Below are 19,802 nucleotides of genomic sequence, written 5' to 3' on the forward strand. Positions count from 1 at the left end.
GTACCCCTTTCAAAGGTTTCTCTTACAAGATTTAGTGTACAGGGTTTATATTCTTTTTTTGAGGAGGCAAACTTCCGATTTATGGTGGAAATACTTCTGATTCAATTAAAAAAAGCCCTCATAAGAGGACTCAAAGTTCATTACCATAAAATTTGTTTTCCCCACCAGCGTTTTTATAGGCTCTGAGAACGTTTAGCATGGCCTGTTTCTGACGTTTACTCAGTACTATGTCTTCCTGGTATAAACCCAATCCTGTCAATCGCACAATTGTTTTCTCGGCATTAGCCATCGCCTTTATCATCTTTAAATCTTTAAGATAAACAGTATCTTCATAAACTTCACGTACAGTACTATAAGAAAATGATTTCTTTATTAGAATTCCCGCATTATTAGTAACTTCAAAAACTTCATCATCTGCTCTAATCTTAATCCACTTTGTGTCAATCTGACGATTACCTATATAATCAACCACATAATGAAGATTTGAGACAATACCTTCTTCGTTTTTTATGAAATAAACGTAAAAATCATTCTTGTCTATGTTATCGATGGTTGTTTGTGCATAATAGACTGAGAATTCTCCAAACTCATCCCTCTCCTCAATCAGACCGGATAATGCTTTATTGACTTCTTCGGGTGATTTCGTGGGTTCCGGTGGTGTATTCTGCACATTTGAAGAACATGCTGATAAAGATATAACTAGGAGCATCAAATAAAGTGTTTTTCTATTCATGCCTCTTCTCCAGCTCTGTAGCTTGCGCGCTGTCATCGGTAGCATTATGCCCTAAAGTTTCGATAATCTTCTTTTTCAATGTCTGACCTCCAATATATTAATATACCAAGTATATCCAAAAACCGGGTGATAGGGTAGGACATTGTTAAGAGACTACGAATGTACCGCTGCAGCTAACTACATCTACAATGCCGTCGATATGAGTTCCACGATTAACGGTTTGTGATTGTTTTCGTTAGATTTTCCAGCAAGCATTCAAAAATCGTTGCTAACAAACCACATTCAATTGAATGTGGTCTTAAACATTTACTTCGTATCTTTGACCTTCCTTAAATCAATATTTCATACAGACCTATGCCTACTAATAACAATCCACCGATAAGATCAGAATGTTTGCCTAGCCAGGTTTTGGACATTCGATTCCCGATTTTCATTCCGGCAGCAACAGTGATAAACGAAAAGGCACCCACTGAGATCGCTGTGAATGTTGCGTTCACGCCGCTGATCCCTGCTCCAAAGCCTGTAGCAATGCAGTTTATAGCCAACGCCACACCAAGCCAAATCGATTCTTGCCATTTTAAAACATGACGATAGCCAGTATCTGTAGAAGATGTGCTGAGGACGTTGCTCTCTATATCCATGCTTACATTTGAAGTTGGTTTTTTATGCACAGCTCTAATACTCCAGATTCCCATAAACAGAATCAAGCAGCCACCGATGGCATTGCCAAGTGCCTCCGAGAAATATTCTGATACATATTCTCCTGAGGTAATTGAAAGGAAGGTAGCCAGCATCGACAGAACAGCAATAATCAGATTAGAAAATGGTGTAATTCTTGTGGACCTAGCACCAAAGGAAACGCCTATTCCTAAGTTATCCAAATTTGAAGCCAACCCAATAATGATGATGGAAAGCCAATGCATATCTAGACCCCCTTAATACATTCATAACTATGTTATGTCTGGGATGGGCGTATAGAATTTTGTCCAAATGTGCTACTCATAAAATGTTCGTCAGCTTCATTTATATTGGATTTCTCATGCTTCCACAGGTATACTATTTTTATTTCTAACTTCATTAAATGATCAAAAGGAGTTAAATACTTATGCCAATTAACCGCCCGCTGCTAACAGACAGCGATTTCCAAGAAGCCGTTGACCGCAAACTACCTGTTCGTGTATTTCAGGACGATCATTTGGTGAATTCAGGGGCCACTGTTGTCCGCTTCACCGATTCTGATGTAGTTATTCAGTCGAGGGTTAGCGATCTGACTTATTACGCTCGTAAGAGTTGCCAATTTTATGAGGTTAGACCCTAAAAAAAGCCGGAACACAGTGACCCTTGGGATCAATGCGTTCCGGCTTTTTTCAGCAGACATATGTAGTAGCTCTTACTTAATATTTTTGTATGTGCCATACACTTTCATTTTTTCATTCAAGACTTCCTGAAAACTCTGCTTCTTCTTATTAGATCTCTCTTGTTTAGGATTGACCACGGGCTGAGGTCTAAAAAACTGATGATTGTAAGCCATAAGATTATGTACCATCACATTCATTGAATTCCAACCTCCTTAGGTAATCATTTCCTGAAATACACGGAGCAACCACTACTACTTAAAAGTTACTTACCCAGCAACATATAGACCGAAACAAGTTTATCACATGTTCATATGAAAACAACCTCCAAGCTGTAAAACAGCTGGAGGTTGTTTAATTTCTGCTCATTTTCTCAACGCTGTGATGGAAATCTAGCGTTCCCAAAATCTTTATTACTATGATCAACTTGACCTCTCATCAGTTCAAGCAAATATTCGGGATCAGAGTTCATATCTAACATTTTCAACGCATTTTTTGGAGCAAACCCTTCACTTACACTGTGAGTGATCATGGCTAACAGTGGATTAAAATAACCTCTTATATTCAGCAGCCCTATAGGCTTCTGATGAATCCCAATCTGCATCCAGCATAGAATTTCAAATAACTCATCAAAGGTTCCGAGACCACCCGGCAGGGCAATAAACGCATCAGCCATACCGCTCATAACGGCCTTTCGTTCATGCATACTAGAAACCTCAATCAGGTTCGTTAGCCCAGAATGCCTGATTTCATCTTTAAAAAGATCCACTGGCATGATACCGACGACTTCACCACCATTTGCCAACACTCCGTCTGCCACCTGTCCCATCAGGCCATTTCTTGAACCTCCATAAACCAGCCTACAACCTTGTGCAGCTATATGATAACCCAACTCTCTAGCCATTTCTGTATATTCTGAATTAAGACCTGGATTCGAACCGGCGAACACACATATTGTAAAAGCCATACCTATCACTCCAGACTGGTTATTATGGTTCAATTGAGATAATTCACTTATTGTACATCAGAATATTAAAATAAGTGTTAAATGAAAGTCATCTTTTTGTTTGTATCGTTAATTGGTACAGTTTACTATTCCACTCTGCAGTAACACCTAGTGCCTTAGCCAAAGCTGCCGCTGGAACAAGTGATGCATAACTTACTTTAATGGCTCCCTCTTTAAAGATGATTTTCTTACCTTCTTTCAAGAGCGTCATATCGCCGTCCCATGAGAGGGTGTAGCCCAGATTTTCCGCCACTTCCCTGATCGGTACTCTTACACTTCCATCCAAGAATATAGCAGATTGCGCGGAGTCGATCTTCTTCCCATCCACGATTACAGTAACAGGCTTCAAGATAGGTGATATAGTAAAAGGAGGTGAATCAAGCGCACTGATACCAAGTTGACCAAACATATTCGTCCCCCAAGCTAATGCTGTCCCATCCTTCAAAACTGCATATTTACTATTTTCCCCCGTGGCAAAAGAAATCGGATTGCTCAAGCCTTTGATTTGTTTAGGTTTAGTAAAGACCCATTTACTGTCGGTTGATGATTGGGTACTCCAAGTCCACACGGTGCCATCTTTTTTAACAGCTACAAAGCCACCTAAATCCAGCGTAAGTTTGGAGATCGGCTTTATGACTGTGATCTTTTGCAGACCTTGCAATAAAGTGCCAGCTTCCCATACCCAGTATTCTCCTTTTTTATTGGCAACAAGATTGAACCCATTTTTCGTCTGGACAGATACAATATCCGTAAGACCTGGCATCTTCTTCATCATGATTTCGTTATAATTATTGCTGTCAACCGTTGCCCAGACACTTCCATTCTCAGTTAACGCCAGTATACTCCTCCAGTTCATAGAAACGGACTTCACATGATATAAATCCTTGACTGGGGTCGGCTTCTTCACCGCTTTTGTATTCTCTATTTGCGGGTTAGCGCTCCAAATCCAAAGAGTACCGTTGGTTCGAATTGCGGCCTGATAGTCACTGTTACCGACCCACATTACCTCACTTAAACCCTGAACCTTGGTAGCAGCAGGCAACGCTGTAAAACCTAAATCAGTGATTTCTGGAGGATTCCACTGGAGTACGCTTCCATCCTTTCTCAAAGCTAAGGTATTGTGTATGCCTGAAGCTATACTGACTACATCGGTCATCCCAGAGATAACCTGAGGAAGCAGCACCTTGTACTGTTTAGTGCTTACCCCATTGCCTGCTTCTATAGCATTCTTATCCCGGTAATCTCCCCAAGCTTTAACCGTCCCGTCTTCGTTCAGCGCAACATAATAAATTCCACCGATCTCTAACTGCTTCGTACGATCAAGCGCTGCTATGCTATGGGGAGTAATCGTCCACCCTTCAGGACCTGCAGTTCCATTTGCAAATTGTCCAAAAACATTGCTCCCCCAAGACCATACGGTTCCGTCAGTCCCCAGTGCGAAGGAGCTCCCTCCCCAAAATCCAGAAGTGGCAACAATCTCCTTAATTCCACTCAGCTTCGCGGATGAGGGATCCGCGCTTATCACTTGTGGGACTGACGTAACAGCCATAAAAGTAGAACAAACAGCCAAACTAAACAGCTGTAGCTTCCTTGCTAATAAGTCCATCTTGTTTTTCCCTTCTTATGATATTATTGTAATTATTATTCATCTTACACTAAGACGCTATTAAGCTGCTCAAAGTTGTATAATTTTAAAATCCTGGGATTCAGATTGCTTTGAATTATGTTATAATTACGCTGCCTTGGATCTACTCTTTTCAATCGCAATACCGGAACCAAATGATTATGGAGGGAAGTTATGCTTAAATTTATAGGTGTTTTACTGCTCTTCAGATTAGTGGGCAACCCTTTTCTGGCTATATTCATCCTGCTTCTTATCTTGTATTTCTTGGATCGGCGATATGTGGGCATCTTCCCCAGCATTACAAAGCCCTTCAAAAGAATGCGTCAAATTTCCAAGTTACGTACAACCATTTCTTTAAATCCTAATGATGTTTCATCCAAATTTGATTTAGCGCGGAGTTTGACAGAACGTAAAAAATACAGGGAAGCGAAGGATCTCTTACTGCAAATCGAGGACCGTTATGAACAATCTGCTGAATATTGGGTAGAACTCGGACATGTGAATCTTAAGCTAGGCGCTTTGGAGGAAGGCGAAGCACAAATGCTTCGTGGTCTGGAGATCAACCGTAAGGCTCGATATGGACAGCCATATCTTTGGTTAGCGGAAACTTTCCGCCATACGAATCATGATAAAGCATTGCATTACGTTACTCAGTATCAAGAAATCCAGTCTTCTTCTTCTGAGGCGTATTATCTGGCTGGTTCGATGTATAAAGCGCTTGGCAGATCAGAGGATGCGAAACGAGCTTTCGAAGAGTCCACCGCTGTTTATCGTTCACTTCCTAAATATAAAAAACGGCAGGAGCGCGGTTGGGCGTTGCGCAGCTTTTTCGCCAAGATGAAATAAACTTGACGACTCCTTAACCCAAAAAACGGAGATCACTTCTGATTATCAGAAATGATCTCCGTTTTTTTATAATAAATTGGGGGGGTAAACGATGTTATTAGTTCGTCACTAATTTCCAAAGCGATAATGCCGACTCCGGATTCCAGTTGGTATCACCGAAACTTCTAAATGTCACTCGAGCTTCATAAACGTTACCCTTGTATTCAACTTTTGTTCCTACAATGTACAACCCGGTTGCATTCCAAGCTGCTACATCTGGTAATACGGGTTTCACAAGGGTTGTGACTGTATACAAAGAGCTCTTGTCTGAAATATTACCAGCAGCGTCTACAGCTCTCACATGATAATTGTACGTAGTGGAAGCTTGCACCGTTAAATCCGTAAAGGAAGTTCCCTTAGTTTGGGTCAATACAACACCCTCTCGATACACAACATAATGATCAACACCTACATTATCTTGGGCGGCGTTCCACATCAGATTAACACTATTGTGCTTCACTGACATGGTATGCAGCCCCTCAACCATCGAAGGTTTCAAAGTATCTGGTGTTTCCACTGGAGGTATAACCACTTCCGGGTTTGGTGTGCTAACAACAATAATATTACTTGCGCCTGACGTGTTTCCTGCACGATCCACCGCAACAATATAATATGTATAAATTTTACCTGCTTCTACAGTAATGTCTTTAAAGCTCGTTGTTGAAGATGTTCCGATTTGTTTCGCTATACCGACGCTATCCCCGCGATAAATCATGTAATGATCTACGCCTACGTTATCTGTTGCAGCATTCCACATAAGATCCACACTGCTCGATTCTACACTCATCGTGTGTAACCCCGTTACTGTTGACGGCTTCTCCGTGTCTGGTTGTACCCCAGGTCCTGATTCATCGTTCTTTAGATTCACATCAATGACTTGGTAGAAGGCATTCGATGTATCATCGATATCCCACACTGCCAAAATAACATGGTATCCACTGCGGTCAGTTGGGACATTTACTTTGTGCGTCACAGAACGCTCAGGCTGTTTACCGCCATTTTCAAAAGTTCCAATAAGCTCTAAATCGGAACGTTTAATTGGCGTATTAGGATTCCAACCTTTTTTCGTAATATAGTAATGCCATTTTGTTGTTCTATGTTGTGCTGTATGATACCAAGTGATGTCATTGACTCCGCCAACCATATCGTGCTTAATCCAACGATCACTTGATTGTTGATCCAGAATTCCTCCGAACATGCCACCCGCAGATGCAATCTTCCCGTCCGCAGGACCCGCCAATGGGAAACCCTTTGGTGCCTCTAGACTCTGTGGCTCATATTGAACAGAACCCACATTATTCGCTGCACCAAGCTTCGCACGACTTGCTGGTTCGGATACATAACCGTGTCCTAACGCTTTATCGGTATCGATAAGTCCTACTCCGGCAATAACCCCCGCAGTAATAACAAATGGAGCAACCTTCTTTGCGATACTGCTGTTCTTCATGCTTACTTTCATCATTCATCATCTCGCTTTCTAGTTGTAATTTGGAGACTTTGAAAACGAATCCAGTGTTATTATAATTTTCTGAAAACATAATAACAATAACCTAAAGAACCAGACGACAATGGATAAAAGACCCATGACAATTGAACGGATTAGTAGTTCTCCCCGCTAATAATGCCCCATCGAAACGATTCATTCTACTCAAATAAAAAGCCAGCCACCGATAAATATATCGGTGGCTGGCTGCAAAAAAACAACTTGTTATGACTTCTGATTCATATATGGGGTATAGTCCCATTTACATATTTAAATCCTGCTTGTTAGCTTCTCCGCTCTGTTTAACCGAAAATGGCCACCAATTTCCTCGGCCGAAGATCCGTACCATTACAGGGACAAAGAACGGCAAGAAGATTAAAGCATACAAGGCCAATCCTACGAGCACCACTGTAGCAATCTGCATCATCGACAATACCCCAGAAGGATACATCGAAGCGAAGGTACCACCCAGAATAACTACAGCTGAAAGGATAACTGTACCCATATTGCGCATAGCGTGTAGAATCGCTTCTTTTACGTCCCATGTTTTATTTTCGTTAAACCGGGCCATTAAGAAAATGCTATAATCCACACCTAGTGCAATCAGCATAACAAAACTAAAGAATGGCGTCGTCCAGGTAATCCCTTCATAGTGCAGAAGATTAACGAAAATAGCCTCTGTAACGCCCAACGCTGAAAAGTAAGTGATCAAAAGTGAAATGATAAGGTAAATCGGCATTACGATTGAGCGAAGCAGCAACACTAATATGATGAAAATACCGCTCAGCATCAAGATTACTGTACGCGTATAGTCTTCATTGGAAATATTCCGCAAATCACTTTGACTACTTGTAACCCCGCTAATAGCTGTTTCAGCATTTTCAAGCTTCGTACCTTTAACTGCACGATCTACTGCTGCTTGAATATCACCCACACTATCTATAGCCTCTGAGCTGTAAGGATTCTCGGTGAATACCACGTCCAATGTCATCACCTTACGGTCATCAGATAAGTACGTGTCAAATACCTGCTTTATACCTTCAGCTTTAAGTGCCTCAGCCGGTACGAAGAATCCGCTCAGCTCTTCATCCTTAGCCGCTTGAATCTGATTCAAGTATTCTTGTGCCGAGCCCAGACCGCTTGTAATTTGCTTCAATCCATCAGCACTATCGCTTAGTCCAGTGGTTAAGGCTCCAATCTGACCTGTCAATTCACCAAAACCATCTGCAAGCTGCTTCTGTCCGCCTTGCAATTGATCAAGACCACTTGTGATAGATGGAATCTTTTCTACGATCTGTCCTTGACCTGCTGCCGCCTGATCGAGTCCAGATTGCAGCTGACCGATTCCAGCTACAAGCTTAGCTAAACCTTGTGCGAGCGCGGTTTGCCCAGCCGCAGCTTTGGCATAACCGGCATTCGCCTCATTTAAGCCAGTAGCTGCACCTTTAAGCTGTTCTGAAACCTGACCAAGACCGGCTGCTAGCTGCGCTGCACCCGTACTACTTTGTGCTACTGTACCTTTGATCGTCAAATAATTTACATCCTGAACAATTTCCGGATAACTGCTCTCTAGGCCAGCGAAGGAACCGTCCAGTCCTTTTAATGCCTCTGCAACACCTTGTAGCTGCTTCGGAAGCTGTCCGAGTCCTTCATCCAGCTGGGTTAAGCCTCCACCGATTTTTTTATAACCCTCAAGTAACTTCGCATTTGCATCTGCTAACTGTTTAGCACTTGTTGCTGCCTGCTGAAGACCGGCTTTGATCTCTCCTGCACCCGCTGAGCCACTCTTAATCCCGCTCTCAATCTGGGTGAGCCCAGCGCCTAAAGCAACAATTCCGTCTTTGAGATCAGCTGTGCCCTCTGTCAGCTTAGCACTCCCTGCAACAGCTTCTGTAAGTTTAGGGGCATTATCGCTAAGCTGTTTACTAGCTTCAGACAAGCCGGTCTGAATCTTGGTCAGACCTTCGTTACTCTGGTCCAGTCCATCAGAAAGAGTACCTACCTGATTCGGAATCAAGAAATCACTAATCAGCTCACCTGTTGGACGTGACATACTTCGAACAGATTTTACACTATCCACTTTTTCCAGCTCGCGGCTAATTTTCTCCGCAAGTCCCAGATATTCTGAATTGTCCATACGATCATCATTCTTGATAACGATCTTGCCAGGCATCGATTCACCTGGTCCGAAGCTCTCCGAAATAATATTAAAACCTTTTACCGAAGCATATTCCGAGCCAATTTCCTCCAAGCTGTTAAAGGACAGCTTACCGCTATAGGTGACTAGGAATGGGGATACGATTACTGCAACGATTAGAAGTGCGGCCCACGGTCTTTTTAAAGAAAAAGAACCTGCCCATCCCCAAATACGGCTCTCACTATGCTCCAGCTTGCCACGGGAGGGCCAGAATAGCTTTTTGCCTAGAACAGCCATAAAGAACGGAACAATCGTCACAAGTGCCAATAGCATAACTGCAATACCAACTGCAACAGCTACTGCTGAACGATAAAGAATAAATTTCGATAACCCAATTGCTACAAAACCTACAAACACCGCTAAGCCCGAATAGAACACCGTTCCTCCAGCTTTTCGATAAGTTGCAATGATTGCACTTTTAGTATCTTCTGCGGTCATTAATTCTTCTTTAAAGCGACTGATCAGCAGAATACAATAATCCGTACCGATCCCGAACATGACCGCAACCATAAAGATTTGAGTAAACGTTGATAAAGGAAAATCATAACGATCCACCAAAAAAGCCACGACAGATTGGGATACAATATAGCTGATACCCACGGTCAGCAGCGGTACAAAAGGCGCTACGAACGAACGAAACACGACGAATAGAATAAGTAGGATAAAGACAACTGTAATATACTCCGACTTCTTTAGCCCTGCTTCTGAGCTAGCAATCATATCCTCTGTAATCAGACCTTCACTGGTCAAATAATGATCTGCTTTAACACCTGAGAGCATCTCATCCACTTTATCTGGCAGAGCAGTAACAGCCTCTCCTTCACCTTTTACGGACAACGCCACCATAATAGTCTTGCCATCTTTGGCAATTAGTGTATCTTTAAGCTCACTTTGTGAAAAAGGATCGGTGATGGAATCTAACTGCAAAGCTTCCTTATTCGCAGCCAGCTTCTCAACGCCTTGTTGAATACTTGCTGTTTCTTCCGCTCCGATTCCCTTCGGGTTATTGAACACAAGGGCTACTTGATGGAGTGATTCGCCTCCCTTGTCACTTGACGCTTCCTTCATGATTTCTGCTGCTCTTGATGAAGGGTATCCCTCTGGAACGGTAACCTGCCCCTTCTCACGGACAAGATCAGAGAAAGACGGGGCCGTCATCACTAGCACCACCGCTACAGCGAGCCAGATTGCGATAACCGCCCATCTTGCTTTTAGAATCGTCTTCATTGGCTCTTCCCTCCATTATCATTCTGAATTAGACTTGCCAGTTTCTCAAACATCATGATGAACGTCTCAATATCCTTCTTTTCAAAATGAAACAAATACGGGGCCACTACTTCATGTACTTGCGACTCAGCGGCTTCAAATACTCTTTTACCATGCTCTGACATCGATAAATACACCTGACGACGATCATTCTCGTCACGAGTTCGCTCAATAATGCCTGCTTGCACCAGTCTGTTGATTATTGCTGTAATGGAGCTTTTACCCACGCAAAAAGTTTCTGCTAGATATGTAGAGGTACATTGTTCCTGAGCATTAATCAGACGCAGAATTTGATACTGATCATTCGTTGTATCTGCAGCAATGCTATCTTTAATTCTTGCGGCTACTTGTCGAGTCACCATCATATAAGCATCCATATAACGGTTAATCCAATGCTGAACTTCATCTTCCAAAGCTTCCTACCTCCAAATATAGTTCAACTGTAGAATAGTTTCATTGTCAAACTATAATCCCATTTATTTCAAAAGTCAACTTTACAATTCTAAGGAACTATTTAAGGTGTACCCAACAAAAAAACAGGCCGAGATTTCATCTCGACCTGCCATTGTATGTCTTTTAAAAACTGTTTATTCCTCATCCTCGATCTCTTCTACTTCATAAACACATCTCAGCGTTTCAATGCCTGCTGCATTTTCGCCGAGGCTGTACACCATGAACCCAAGACTACGGTAGAAATCTGCAGCAATCTCATCCTCTGTTTCAGCTACCAGATAACGCGGCTGACGCGTAGTAAGCAGCTCCAGAATCATCCCCCGTGCATAACCTTTTCCTCTGTTCTCTGGTAATACAGCAATATGCCGAATATCCAAGGAACCATCTTCTGTTTCTTCAAAGCCTACAAGACCAAGCAGTAATTCTTCCTCTTCCCAGCCATATAACTTTAACCCGGCTTGTTCGCTATACTCAGACGAAGTCTGCTGTAGAGCATTCGGATCATCTATCACCGCATAGGTCAACAGCTCATTCACCTCAGGTGTACCAATGAGGGGTTTAAGATCAATCAACATTCTTCACATTTCTCCTTCTTTATTCCTTTTAAAGCTAATCACTCGAAACAATCCGTAGCCTGTCCACACACCCAGCATGTTTAATAGTAAATCATCAATATCGAAGCTTCCCACATGCAGCAGCATTTGCAAGCACTCCAAAAGCAGTATGCAAGGGACAGCATATAGCGAGATCCTAAGCCAAGAAACCGGATGTATCTTTACTAATGGCGAAAGAAAACCAAATGGAATAAAAACTACAACATTTCCTAGCAGATTTACTAGCCGATTGATAAGTGATAAACCGTTATCCAAGTTGAAATAAAGTGACACCGTGCGAAATGGAACCAGATTATACTGAAGAGGACCTCCGGTATGTACCTCACGTCCAAATCCGATAAACATCCAATAGATAACAGTAGCACTATACAGAGTTAGCACTCCCCGTGTCAATCCTTTTAGCGGCCATGAACGGTAGGTTTCTTTATGTCTGCGGTTAATCAATTCTTAGGTTGAGCTTCAATAATTTCGATAGTTCCATCAAGTTTACCTACGATCGCCATCGCTGCAATCCCAATAAATAAACCGTGATCTACAACACCCGGGATGTTTTGGATGGTCAGTGCAAGCTTCGGTGCAGCTTCTATCGCTTCAAATCGGCAGTCCGCAATGTAATTGCCATTATCCGTCTTGTACAACTCTTCTCCGCTGCGACGCAATTCAGGTTGGCAACCCAGTTTGGCAAGCTCTGCCACAGTCCATTCCCACGCGAAAGGAACGATTTCCACCGGCAACGGAAATTTGCCTAGCGTGTTTACAACTTTACCTTCATCCGCAATCACAATCATTCGGGTACTATTACTAGCTACAATCTTCTCACGAAGCAAAGCGCCGCCGCCGCCTTTAATTAGTTGCAGACTGCTGTCTAGCTCGTCCGCTCCGTCAATGGTTAAGTCCAGACTATCAATATCACCAAAAGCTACCAGTGGAATTCCCAGCTCTCGTGCTTGCTCTTCGGAAGCGCGTGAAGTAGCTACTGCGGTAATTTTCAAGCCTTCACTGACGCGTTCACCGAGCTTGCGGATTGCCCAGTAGGCAGTTGATCCCGTACCCAAACCTACCTTCATTCCATCTTCTACATATTCCACTGCTTTTTCAGCTGCTAGTTGTTTAACGTTGATACTCATTTTAATACCCCCATGTTATCCATTATAAAGTTTTATAGTATTTTGCCGTAACAGAGACTATCCGGATCACCTATGTAGGGTCCAAATAAATCAATCGGTTGGTAGCCATGCTTGACGTAAAGCGCAATCGCTTCTGGCTGCTTAATTCCGGTCTCCAATCGGATCTCCTTAAACCCCGCCGCTAATGCTTGTTCTTCAAGGAATAACAGCATATTTGTAGCTATGCCCATTTTACGATAACTAGAATCTACATAAAAGCGCTTCAACTCCATCGTTGCGATCTCTATTCCGATATAATCCAGTGGACGAAGCCCACCACAGCCCACTGGTTTTCCGTTTAAGTAGGCTACTACGAAAGTCATTTCTTTTACTTTGGGATCCTCGAAATCAACAACATAGATCGTCTCATGCGGATAACGCATCTTCAGTTCTTCATCCAGAAACGTAATAAGTTCTCTTAAATCAGCGTTCTCTGGATCAACTACTTCAAAATTCACTTCTGTTACGGGCGACACTCTATTTCCCTCTTTTCTTGTATCCAAATTCGTATTATCCTTCTTGCAGCCAAAAAAATCAATATTCTTCATTCTGTCTTATGTATATTGTAATTTCACTACATCCTCTAAATTTAGGATCATCTCTTTTTCAGCGTGGTTAGCAGCCCTATGTAAGTAAGCTTTATGCTCAATGAAAGCATCTGAGGGGGCTGCCAATTTAATGTGCTCCAGCACACTGCGTTCGACATCAGCGAGAACTAGATTTCCTCTACCCGCACTTACTCTACAAAGATTAATGATTGCTAAAGGCTTATTCACAACTGCCTGCCCGCTGGTCTCCACAAAAACTGTGTATTGAACTAAAGGAATTACGTCTGGATCTTCCACACTAGCAGCGCAAGATTGGTCAAAGATAGAATACATTAGTGAAGGATTGCGTGATAAAGTTCCTAATTTTTTCTGATTAGATACCAATTTGCTGTTCTGGTAGGCCAAGAATCCGGCAACTGACAACACGAGCACAAGCAAAATAACTAATATCGAGTACATTTCATCACGTCCCACCCAATACTCCATAATAACAATACCGATTATATATTATCATGGATAACTGCATAGACCAATCCTATATTATCAACACTATAACAAGTGTAAGTGATATTCAATCTATAAAGTTATTTTGAAATATTCAAAATAACAGTTGAAACTTCGTTTGACATGTCTCATAATGAAAATATGAATATTGTTTGTCAATCCATATGGAAATCAAGGGAGGAAACTTAAAATGAAGTTTTTCTTGGACACCGGAAATATTGAAGAGATCAAACGTATTACTCGCCTCGGATTAGTGGATGGCGTAACGACTAACCCGTCGCTCATCGCTAAAGAAGGAAGATTGTTTAAAGATGTTATCAAAGAAATCGTAGCAATCGTTCCAGGTCCTGTAAGTGCAGAAGTAATCGGACTTACAGCAGAAGAAATGCTTAAAGAAGCATACGAAATTGCTGAGTGGGCTCCAAACGTTGTCATTAAACTCCCTATGACTGAAGATGGCTTGGAAGCTTGTTATGAGCTTACAAAAAAAGGTATCAAAACTAACGTAACGCTTGTCTTCTCAGCGGCTCAAGGCTTGATGGCTGCAAAAGCAGGCGCAACTTATATTTCTCCTTTCGTAGGACGTCTGGATGATATCGGTGTTGACGGAATGAAGCTGATCAAGGATCTGAAGACCATCCTAACTAACTACGGTTTGACTTCAGAAATTATTGCAGCATCCATCCGTAACATTGCGCATGTTGAGCAAGCCGCTCTTGCTGGTGCTCACATTGCTACCATCCCAGGTTCGCTCCTGCCTACCCTCTGGAAGCATCCGCTGACAGATAACGGTATCGAACGCTTCCTGAAGGATTGGGAATCCGTACCACAAGCATAAGATTGTCTTTCATTCTTTTATCAAAGGGCTATCCCGCAAGCTACGGCAACGTAGCTTAAGGATAGCTCTTTTTTCCATCTAAAGTCCTTGCAGAAGTCTGACGAACACGCTTTGACAAGAGGTGCGGATTTACCTGCTCCGTTTCTTTCACACCAGATTCTCCCTTGCTCCCCTTGCTTGGCGTTACTGCAAATAAGGTCAGCAATCCACCAATTGCGCCGACTGTAGCCATTAAAGCGAATAATACCCAATGACCACTGCTTAACAGCAGCGATACCACTGGCGGTCCTGCGGCTACCCCTATAAACCTCATACTGCTATAGAGAGCGGTTATCGTGCCACTATTCTCTTTCTCAATTCCCTCTGTGATTAAAGCATCCATACAAGGAAGCACAATCCCGATTCCAACACAACCTAAGCCCATAAACCCGACTAAGAAATAAATACCTTTATTGAACCCCGCAAAGATCATTGCTGCAGTTAGTAACACCATACCTCCAAAGCCCAGCCATTTCATTAGCGTTTTGTTCTGACCAATGATCTTTCCTGTTCCATATGAAGACAGACATAACAAGGCTAATGGTATTGCCAGCACAAATCCCTTCATTGCCCCATGCATATTAAATTTAGTTTCCAGCATTTCCGATAAATAGAATTGAACGCCAAAGGTTACAAACATACAGATACCGCCTATGGCAAAAATAGCATACAACCATCGTCCCTTTTCACGCAAAATGCTCCCAATTCCGGATAAAAATTCTTTTATACCCTGTTTCTCAGGTTGTTCCTTCGCTTCCGGCTTTCGAACCAGAAAAAGAACTAAAGCAAATGAAATTAGACATAGAACAGGAATAGCGATAAAAGGTGCAAACCAGAGCCATATTCCAAGATAAGCTCCAAGGATCGGACTGAGTACTTTACCAAAGGTATTTGAGGTTTCAATAATTCCCAGACTTTTGCTTACATCCTCTTCTTCCTTGAATAAATCACCAACGAAGGGCAGCACAATAGGAAAAGCACCAGCCGCACCTATCCCTTGTAACAAACGTCCGGCCAGAATGACCCAATAGGCGCTAACGCCCTTCATAAACCAAGCCGCCACCACGCAGACGACTCCACCTATAGCAGCAATGATCAGACTCGGAAGAATCACCTTTTTTCGTCCATAAGCGTCAGACAGGTACCCTGCAATAGGAATCATCACGATAGCCATCAATCCATAAACAGTAATCAGCATACTCACCTGAAAAGAGCTAATGCCTAGTTCTTTAGAAATCTGCGGCAAAATAGGAAGCAGCATGGAGTTACCGAGGGTCATAATTAGTGGAATGGATGCCAGTGCAAGCAGATCCCATTTTCTTTCCTTCATGAACTGACCACCTTTGTCATTGTTTGCGACGACTCTCTATATTGTGGTTTGTTCATCCCTCTTTATTCATACATATAAAAAGACCGTCCCCTCGCCAATGCGAAAGGACGATCTTATGATCAGAAGATGGTGCTTTACAGCGAATTTGTAATCATGGTCTTCGCTTTTACAGATGGAAGAAACCGGTTTGGTTCTCCTAGGCTAAAAATATGCAGTAAGTGCATCGCTCGAGTGCAAGCTGTATAGAACAGTTTACGCTCGCTTTCTCTGCCATATCGTTCAGCTGAACCATCATAAATGATGACAGCATCAAACTCCACACCTTTAGCTAAGTAAGCAGGTAACACCAATGTTCCCTTCTGGAAATTCGGCGTTTCCTTCGTAACAAGTCTTACTGGCAGCCTACTATGTAGTTCATCATGAACTCTTGCGCTTTCTTCTGCTGTTTTACAAATGACAGCCACATAATGATACCCCTTGGATTGCAAATTCCGGATATCCATTTCAACTGCATTCAGAAGCTCATCCTCGCTAGACACCACACTTAGCTGAGGTTCTTCTCCTCGTCGATTAAACGGCACAATTCTTTCCCCTCCAGGAATCATTGAACGCGTAAATTCTACAATTTCAAAAGTGGAGCGATAGCTTCGGGTTAACGAGATCACTTCTGTATTCTCTTCCCCATAAATGCTTACCAAACTAGACAAATCACCGAGCACCTCACCTTGTGCATAGATCGCCTGATTCAAGTCACCCAATACGGTCATTTTTGCCCTTGGAAATAAACGGCGCATGAACTCTAATTGGAAAGGTGAGTAGTCTTGTACTTCATCCACAATCACATGACGAATTAGCGTATTGGTACGGAAGCCTTGGCTTAACTCCTTCAAATATAGGAATGGTGTAGCATCTTCGTAGGCAAGCTCGTTCACTGCGATTGATTTTAGTGTTTGTTCACAGATCTCATCCCATATTTCCGGCAGAGAATGAACACCATTCAGACGTTCCATAAGCTCACGATCAGTAAACAGCGTACTGTACAACCCCTTAACATCCACAAAACGACCTCGTTTAGTCCATCCGCGCAGCGGTTTTAAGCGTTGGCTGACTACATACCGGGATAACACTTCTTTTTCAGTATCAAAATCATCAAAACTATCCTGCGTGGCTTTCTTCTTACGTCGCAACATCTGATATGCACGATGGTAATCACTGGAGTCCAATAACTCAATTTGATCTTCAACCCATGAAGCATTTCTTTCCTCATGGCTAAAATCAGCGATCTTCTTCAGTAACCAGCGTGTCATTAAGTCTACACGGTTCGCAAGCTTAATGGCGGGATCATAGGCATAGAAATGACGTTCCATTTCTTCTTTACTGACTACCGCTCTACCTTGAAACATTAAAGGCTTGAACAGCATGCCTTCATGTTCCAGCATCGTAGCATACCGACGAATCACATCGAGAAAAGGTACAGATGATTTATAAGCGATTCCTTCTCTGCGTATACCCACTTCAGGGCCATCAGGGGCATTCAATAGATTTTCCGTCTGACTAAAGACATCTTCCAGCTGGAATTCATGTCCTAAACGATGCTCAAGATACATCTGAAAAGTGGTTTGTTGCATATTTTCTTCACCTAGCTCTGGGAGCACAGTTGAAACATAGCTATTAAACAGCGGGTTCGGCGAGAACAACAACATCTGGTCTGCTTGCAGAACTTCACGGTATTTATACAAAAGATAAGCAACCCGCTGCAATGCTGCAGAGGTTTTCCCGCTTCCTGCGGCACCCTGAACGACCAGCATTCGGCTTTTGTCGTTGCGGATAATCGCATTTTGCTCTTTCTGGATGGTAGCTACAATACTCTTCATTCGATCATCGGCACTATGGCTAAGCACTTGCTGCAAAAGCTCGTCGCCGATCGTTACCCCAGTATCAAACATAACTTCAATAACACCATCAGAAATCACAAACTGACGTTTAAGATTCATTGTACCGGAAACAAGTCCACCAGGTGTCTCATAAGCTGTTGGGCCAGGAGCTCCGTCATAATATAAACTCGATATAGGCGCCCGCCAGTCATAGATCAAGAAGGTGCCATCATCCTCCATCAAGGATCCAATTCCCAGATAAATCTTTTCCGTTTCTCCATTTGGTGCTTCTGTAAAGTCAATACGCCCAAAGTAAGGAGAGACGAGTAGCTTTTTATATTTTTTTAGAGCCTTGCTCGACTGTAAATGATGGCGTTCACGTTCATTCAAGATTTGGGATTGTTGGCGCAGACTTGTTGAAGTTTCCCCTAAATCATCTGGACTACTGAAGTTTACTGTTACCTCTTCCCAGAAGTCTTTCCGCATATCCACCACATCACTGCGATGGAGTCCGAGCTCCTCAGATAATCGCCGGATATGGGCAGACAAAAGCTTAGTCAATCCGTCAACCCGCTGCTGTTCCTCTTTCCATTCAATTTCATGATTCTCCACTACATTTCATCCCCTTTGGAAGGTTGATATTTCAAGTGAGGATACTCTTAATAGATGAATCCTTAAGCTTATATGTTGCACATCACAAGGTTATGTTTTAAGCTTCGCGATCCGTTTCTTTTTCCTCAGTCGCTATACGGTTCATCTGATCTGCCACTTTATCAAGCCGTTCTAATTGATATCCGTAATCGTAAATAGCTGCGGCTACAACATACAATCGTAGTTGACCTATTTTCTCCGCATTATACCCCAGGATCGTTGAATTCAAAAATCCATCATTCTCGTCTCCCAAGGGTTCCGATTCATTAGTGTTTGGTTTTAGTTTATCTTCAAATTTCAGCAAGATCAGTTGATGATATTTGATTAACTGCTCCAAATGACTGTCAAACAATGCATCTGTCTCTTCACTTCGATCCGCTTGAAAATAATGCCGATCCACAGCCTCAAGAACATCGAAGCCCTTTTGCAAAGAAGATAACAGGTTCTTATAGACAACCATTTGTCTAGTCTGACTGTACTTCGCCCTCTTTAGCTGTTTCTGCTCTTCCTCAAACAAAGCGTACTTATCCGCTAAAGATTTAATAGATGACTCCAGTGCAAGTTTTTCATCACGAAACACACTTTCCTTCATCTCATGAGATACAGCCGTTCTTAGCAGCAAGGAAAGACTGGCAAAGACGTTCTCAATTTGCTTGATGTACTGTTTCCGTGGTTTCGGAGGAACTACTATAATATTGATTAGAAATGCAGAAACAATCCCTGTCAATGTTAATAAGAACCGATTCAGCGCGAACTGCCATTCACCAGAAGCCTCCATCACTGTTATAACGGTGACCAGTGTCAGGCTAATAGTATCCGCCCGGTTAATTTTCATACTGATCATAATGACAAGAATGCAGACCAACCCAACCGCAATTGGACTATTGGATAACAGCATTCCTCCCAGAAGAGCGAGTACCGCGCCCATTGTAGTCGTTGTCAGCTGATCAAGAAAATAACGCCAAGAGCGATAAATAGATGGCTGCATAGCGAAAATTGCTGCAATCGCAGCGCCCACAGAAGATGGAAAATGTAGCAGTTCGGCTAAATACAAGGCAAGCGTGACTGCCATTCCTGTTTTAAATATGCGAGCTCCAAAAGCCAAAAATATCCCCCCTAAAAATTGGCCCACTCTGCAATATGGACATCTACGAATCCCTCATTCCTCTAATTACCCAAGCCTAATGTTGATGAATTTTATGATCATTTAAGCTCTCACTTATGATTCTTTCAGCT

The 19,802-nt window shown here is 42.5% G+C and carries 19 protein-coding genes; 3 read left to right on the forward strand and 16 right to left on the reverse strand.

What is annotated here, in order from left to right; translation table 11 throughout:
• Positions 1–130 precede the first annotated feature (130 nt).
• A complete protein-coding gene (locus ACFWMP_RS02360; RefSeq protein WP_379421810.1) occupies positions 131–733 on the reverse strand; it encodes a hypothetical protein in 603 nt (200 codons plus the stop codon).
• A gap of 329 nt (positions 734–1,062) precedes the next feature.
• Positions 1,063–1,656: a manganese efflux pump gene (locus ACFWMP_RS02365; RefSeq protein ID WP_379421811.1), complete on the reverse strand. Its 594-nt coding sequence runs from the start codon at positions 1,654–1,656 to the stop codon at positions 1,063–1,065.
• Positions 1,657–1,838: 182 nt separating this feature from the next.
• Here ACFWMP_RS02365 and ACFWMP_RS02370 point away from each other — a divergent pair, with 182 nt between their 5' ends.
• The gene (locus ACFWMP_RS02370) at positions 1,839–2,051 is read left to right on the forward strand and encodes a hypothetical protein (RefSeq protein ID WP_042187476.1); all 213 of its coding nucleotides are present in this window, start codon (positions 1,839–1,841) and stop codon (positions 2,049–2,051) included.
• A gap of 72 nt (positions 2,052–2,123) precedes the next feature.
• Here the strand turns inward: ACFWMP_RS02370 and ACFWMP_RS02375 are convergent, their stop codons facing one another.
• The 3 genes from ACFWMP_RS02375 to ACFWMP_RS02385 form a co-directional block, all read right to left on the reverse strand.
• The gene (locus ACFWMP_RS02375) at positions 2,124–2,288 is read right to left on the reverse strand and encodes a hypothetical protein (RefSeq protein ID WP_188114458.1); all 165 of its coding nucleotides are present in this window, start codon (positions 2,286–2,288) and stop codon (positions 2,124–2,126) included.
• A gap of 173 nt (positions 2,289–2,461) precedes the next feature.
• The gene (locus tag ACFWMP_RS02380; protein WP_379421812.1) at positions 2,462–3,055 is read right to left on the reverse strand and encodes an LOG family protein; all 594 of its coding nucleotides are present in this window, start codon (positions 3,053–3,055) and stop codon (positions 2,462–2,464) included.
• An 88-nt stretch (positions 3,056–3,143) separates the two neighbouring features.
• A complete protein-coding gene (locus tag ACFWMP_RS02385; protein ID WP_379421813.1) occupies positions 3,144–4,700 on the reverse strand; it encodes a stalk domain-containing protein in 1,557 nt (518 codons plus the stop codon).
• A 192-nt stretch (positions 4,701–4,892) separates the two neighbouring features.
• Here ACFWMP_RS02385 and ACFWMP_RS02390 point away from each other — a divergent pair, with 192 nt between their 5' ends.
• The gene (locus ACFWMP_RS02390; RefSeq protein WP_042187471.1) at positions 4,893–5,564 is read left to right on the forward strand and encodes a tetratricopeptide repeat protein; all 672 of its coding nucleotides are present in this window, start codon (positions 4,893–4,895) and stop codon (positions 5,562–5,564) included.
• Between the two features lie 97 nt (positions 5,565–5,661).
• Here ACFWMP_RS02390 and ACFWMP_RS02395 read toward each other — a convergent pair whose 3' ends face one another.
• From ACFWMP_RS02395 to ACFWMP_RS02430, 8 genes are all read right to left on the reverse strand, one after another.
• Positions 5,662–7,065 carry a lytic polysaccharide monooxygenase gene (locus tag ACFWMP_RS02395; RefSeq protein WP_379421814.1) on the reverse strand — a complete coding sequence of 468 codons (1,404 nt, stop codon included), beginning with the start codon at positions 7,063–7,065 and terminating at the stop codon, positions 5,662–5,664.
• Between the two features lie 283 nt (positions 7,066–7,348).
• A complete protein-coding gene (locus ACFWMP_RS02400) occupies positions 7,349–10,510 on the reverse strand; it encodes an MMPL family transporter (RefSeq protein ID WP_379421815.1) in 3,162 nt (1,053 codons plus the stop codon).
• On the reverse strand, positions 10,507–10,962 hold the full coding sequence (locus ACFWMP_RS02405; protein ID WP_076282879.1) for a MarR family winged helix-turn-helix transcriptional regulator: 456 nt from the start codon (positions 10,960–10,962) through the stop codon (positions 10,507–10,509). Before ACFWMP_RS02405 ends, ACFWMP_RS02400 begins: the two co-directional genes overlap by 4 nt.
• Positions 10,963–11,136: 174 nt before the next feature.
• Positions 11,137–11,577 carry a GNAT family N-acetyltransferase gene (locus tag ACFWMP_RS02410; RefSeq protein ID WP_283911593.1) on the reverse strand — a complete coding sequence of 147 codons (441 nt, stop codon included), beginning with the start codon at positions 11,575–11,577 and terminating at the stop codon, positions 11,137–11,139.
• A 3-nt stretch (positions 11,578–11,580) separates the two neighbouring features.
• Positions 11,581–12,060, reverse strand: coding sequence for a VanZ family protein (locus tag ACFWMP_RS02415; protein ID WP_379421816.1), 480 nt, complete (start codon positions 12,058–12,060; stop codon positions 11,581–11,583).
• Positions 12,057–12,737: a ribose-5-phosphate isomerase RpiA gene (gene rpiA, locus ACFWMP_RS02420; protein WP_143764014.1), complete on the reverse strand. Its 681-nt coding sequence runs from the start codon at positions 12,735–12,737 to the stop codon at positions 12,057–12,059. The genes ACFWMP_RS02415 and rpiA overlap by 4 nt, the downstream gene beginning before the upstream one ends.
• A gap of 38 nt (positions 12,738–12,775) precedes the next feature.
• Complete coding sequence (locus tag ACFWMP_RS02425; RefSeq protein WP_076283366.1) at positions 12,776–13,258, reverse strand: GNAT family N-acetyltransferase; 483 nt, start codon at positions 13,256–13,258, stop codon at positions 12,776–12,778.
• Positions 13,259–13,336: 78 nt separating this feature from the next.
• Positions 13,337–13,816 (reverse strand): hypothetical protein, encoded by a 480-nt coding sequence (locus ACFWMP_RS02430; protein WP_379421817.1) that lies wholly within the window; start codon positions 13,814–13,816, stop codon positions 13,337–13,339.
• 208 nt (positions 13,817–14,024) lie between these two features.
• Here ACFWMP_RS02430 and fsa point away from each other — a divergent pair, with 208 nt between their 5' ends.
• Entirely contained in the window at positions 14,025–14,672 is a 648-nt protein-coding gene (gene fsa, locus ACFWMP_RS02435) for a fructose-6-phosphate aldolase (RefSeq protein WP_379421818.1), read from the forward strand.
• A gap of 55 nt (positions 14,673–14,727) precedes the next feature.
• On the opposite strand, the gene bcbE is transcribed toward fsa, so the two are convergent.
• The 3 genes from bcbE to ACFWMP_RS02450 all read right to left on the reverse strand — a co-directional run bounded on the left by bcbE (position 14,728) and on the right by ACFWMP_RS02450 (position 19,671).
• The gene (bcbE, locus tag ACFWMP_RS02440; protein WP_379421819.1) at positions 14,728–16,041 is read right to left on the reverse strand and encodes a bacillibactin exporter BcbE; all 1,314 of its coding nucleotides are present in this window, start codon (positions 16,039–16,041) and stop codon (positions 14,728–14,730) included.
• Between the two features lie 134 nt (positions 16,042–16,175).
• A complete protein-coding gene (gene helD, locus ACFWMP_RS02445; RefSeq protein ID WP_339247505.1) occupies positions 16,176–18,527 on the reverse strand; it encodes an RNA polymerase recycling motor HelD in 2,352 nt (783 codons plus the stop codon).
• A gap of 97 nt (positions 18,528–18,624) precedes the next feature.
• Positions 18,625–19,671, reverse strand: a complete 1,047-nt coding sequence (locus tag ACFWMP_RS02450) for an FUSC family protein (protein ID WP_042187452.1) — start codon at positions 19,669–19,671, stop codon at positions 18,625–18,627.
• Positions 19,672–19,802: the final 131 nt, after the last annotated feature.

This window comes from Paenibacillus sp. NPDC058367 (assembly GCF_042723305.1).
Lineage (GTDB): Bacteria > Bacillota > Bacilli > Paenibacillales > Paenibacillaceae > Paenibacillus_AQ.